Source organism: Mesorhizobium sp. M0621 (assembly GCF_040320745.1).
In the GTDB taxonomy this organism is placed as follows: Bacteria; Pseudomonadota; Alphaproteobacteria; order Rhizobiales; family Rhizobiaceae; genus Mesorhizobium.
The window spans coordinates 1-3,050 of sequence record NZ_JAMYQF010000115.1; the positions used below are offsets into that span (position 1 = coordinate 1).

5 pseudogenes are annotated in these 3,050 nt (G+C 64.2%); 2 read left to right on the forward strand and 3 right to left on the reverse strand.

What is annotated here, in order from left to right:
- Together NKI38_RS33245 and NKI38_RS33250 are read left to right on the forward strand one after the other, a co-directional pair.
- Positions 1-301 (forward strand): annotated as a pseudogene (locus NKI38_RS33245) (hypothetical protein); the annotation flags it as partial.
- Positions 302-373: 72 nt separating this feature from the next.
- Positions 374-466: pseudogene (locus NKI38_RS33250) on the forward strand (tyrosine-type recombinase/integrase); the annotation flags it as partial.
- Positions 467-840: 374 nt separating this feature from the next.
- Here the strand turns inward: NKI38_RS33250 and tnpC are convergent.
- The 3 pseudogenes from tnpC to NKI38_RS33265 form a co-directional block, all read right to left on the reverse strand.
- Positions 841-1,746, reverse strand: a pseudogene (gene tnpC, locus NKI38_RS33255) (IS66 family transposase); the annotation flags it as partial.
- 746 nt (positions 1,747-2,492) lie between these two features.
- Positions 2,493-2,589: pseudogene (locus NKI38_RS33260) on the reverse strand (transposase); the annotation flags it as partial.
- 81 nt (positions 2,590-2,670) lie between these two features.
- Positions 2,671-3,050 (reverse strand): annotated as a pseudogene (locus NKI38_RS33265) (hypothetical protein); the annotation flags it as partial.

Consider the following 3,050-nt stretch of genomic DNA (forward strand, 5'->3'; position numbering starts at 1 on the left):
CCGTCTTCGAACAGCGCTTGAGCGCTATGTGGGCATGCGCCAGGATTGGATACAAGTATCATGGCCCCGCCGACGATTATCGAATTTCGTTACCTTCATGCAGGCTCGCGGCGCCGAGACCATCCCCACGGCGCTGGCAATGAAGTGGGTGACGTTGATCGGCCGACCACCAAGTTGGTCCATCCGCATGACCGATGTGCGCTGCTTCGCTCAGCACCTCGCTCATTTGGACGCGATGACGGAAGTGGCCACCTCAAGACGCTGTGCCGCCGGCACAACGGGCAAAGCCCTACATCTATAGCGATGCCGAGATCACGGCGCTTCTGGCGGCGGCACTGTCGCTGCCGCCGGCCAACGCCCTCCGTCGATAGCGGTGGCCGGGCTACGCCATTCCGAAGCGCTCGACCTGCGCCGAGACGACGTCGATATCGACCAAGGTATCCTCACCATTCGGGAGACGAAGTTCGGCAAGTCGCGGCTGGTGCCGCTCCATGCCACGACGGTCGCCGTGCTGTCGGACGATGCCGCACGACGCGACGCGCATCTCGTCGCGCCTGGTAGCCCTATTTCTTTGTCGCCGAGCAGGGCGGCAGATTGCTGCAGCAATACGTGCACCGGGTGTTCTGGCAGCTGTCGCGACAGATCGGTCTGCGGCAGAAAGGGCAGCGCAACGGTCCGCGGGTTCACGATCTTCGTCACCGATCGCCGTCCAGGCCCTGACCAACTGGTATCGTGCGGGCCAAGATGTCGAGCGGGAACTGCCGGTCCTCTCGACCTTTCTCGGCCACGCCAATGTTCGCGACACCTACTGCTATCTATCCGCCGCGCCGGAACTGTTACGGCGATGCGCTCGAGCGCCTCCGTTGGCGATCGGCGCGGGTCCGGACTGGGCCAGTTCGTAGAACCGGCGACGGACATGCGCCCAGCAGAACGCCAGGCTCACGGCGTTGCGCACGGCCAACGCCCGATATCCGCGTAGCCGTCGACTTGCAGGATTCCGACGAAGCCCTGAAGGTGCCGGAGTGGCTGTTCGGCCTTGCGGTCGGGCGCATAGAGATAGGCGACACCGGGCGGATCGATCCCGCCCCAGGGGCGATCGTCGCGCGCATAGGCGAACAGCTGGCCCGTCTTGGTGCGGCCGCGCCCGGGATCGAGCACCGGCGCCGTGGTCTCGTCGGCGAAGAGCTTGCCGGACGCCTTCAGCCGCTCGAACAGCCGCTGGTGGATCGGCCGTAGCAGGAAGGCTGCCTTGCCGGCCCAGTCGGCGAGCGTGAACCGATCCAGGTTCACGCCCTGCCGGGCATAGATCTGCGCCTGCCGATACAGGGGAAGATGGTCGGCATACTTCGACACCAGCACGTGGGCGACGGTCGCTTCGGTCGGGATGCCCCCCTCGACGACGCGCTCCGCTGCGGGCGCCTGCACCACGACCTCCTCGAAGCTCCGGCAGGCATACTTCGGTCGACGCGTGACGATGACGCGGAATTGGGCCAGCACGATGTCGAGGCGCTCGGAGCGATCCTCGCCCATGACGTGCAGCATTCCTCTGCAGGCACGGGCAGATCTTGTCGAGAATGTCGATGACCTGCTCGATACGCGGCAGGTGCCTGTGCAGGGCACCGCGGTTGGTACGGCGCTTGCTGGCGCGAGCCTCGCGCTTGGCAGGATCGGCGGTGTCCTCTGCGGCGAAGCCCTCCGCCTCAACCTGCTCGCCTCTTCCAGACCCAGCAGCAGTTGGTCGATCGGCACCTCGGCCCCCTTGCGGAAGTCCACCGGCTTCGTCGCGACCATCACCTTGACCACACCCGTCGGCCCGATCACGACGGCGCCTTCCGCCCCCGGATCACCGCCGCCAGCGTCCTGGCGTCGGCGCCACGACCGACCCGCATGGCGACGCCGTCACCTCCAGCTCGATCACGCCGGCTTCTCGCGCGGCCTTCCGCTTCCGTGTCGATCTGGCGCGCTCCCCCGCCGGTTCGGGTTGCTGTGCCGCGACTGCTGGAACAAACAACGGCTCCGGTGCCGGCGCATTCGCCAACGGCACCCGCGCGAACCGGCTCCAGGCGAACAGCTGCTGCGGGGACAATGCATGTCGCCGAGCCACAGCGCTCACGTCTCGCCAGCATCGTAGCTTTCCGCCACGATCCGCGCCTTCTCCTCAGGCAATCGCGCCGCCGTCCAGAACCCGTGAATAATCAACCCGTCGAACCGGCTCACGCGCGAACGGTGGCGCAGGGACAGCGCTCACGTAAAAGGCGGCTACCGCATGTCAGAGCTGCGGCGGCGATTAAAACGCAATGACGCCAGACCACCTGCCAGCGATCGCATGCAAAGTGATCAATACCCTGTCCGATCACATCGATTTATTGAAGAACAGATCGCTGCAGTCGGCGAGAAATTGTCGAGTGGCACACCATTAAAAAAGAAGCGCTCGCCGATATCTATCCCCTCCCTACTGATCCTGCCGAAACGCTCCTCTTCCCGCTCGCATGCAGGCCCGAGCCAAGCCGCAAAGTGCCGTGCTGATTGCAACTGACGACCGTCTCCCACAGCTGGGACTATAGCGCTCGCAGTTATGGGGCCTACGCCTGGTGCCGGCGCCAGCCGGCGAAACGCCTTCACTGTTCTTATGCTCGCAGCAAACGGCACGCGCGCTAAATAGCTGAGCTCTCAAAGCGCCTCGCCTGGCGGTGTGGAGATGTAGCAGGACGCGTAGATATAGCCAGTCGTGCGTTCTAGGCGGGCGTTCATACCGAGTTCGGCCATGGTTTTCAGGATTGCCTGTCGTTCCGCCGATGAGGAGAAGCGGCGCTGGCGTTGTCTGAGCTGTTCTACGAGCCTTGTTTCCAACGAGAAACCCCGAAAGGCCGCCGCGATTTCGTCATAACTGAAAGGGTGCATTGTGAAGGCGACGACCCACGGGCGTGACATCGCGGCGGCCTCATACACGCGTGTAAAGGTCGCCTCAGTGGCATAGCCCACGCAGCCTGTGCTGATGAGAATGTCCGCGTCCACTAGGATGTCGCGTTCCTTGATGCTCAAGTTACGGG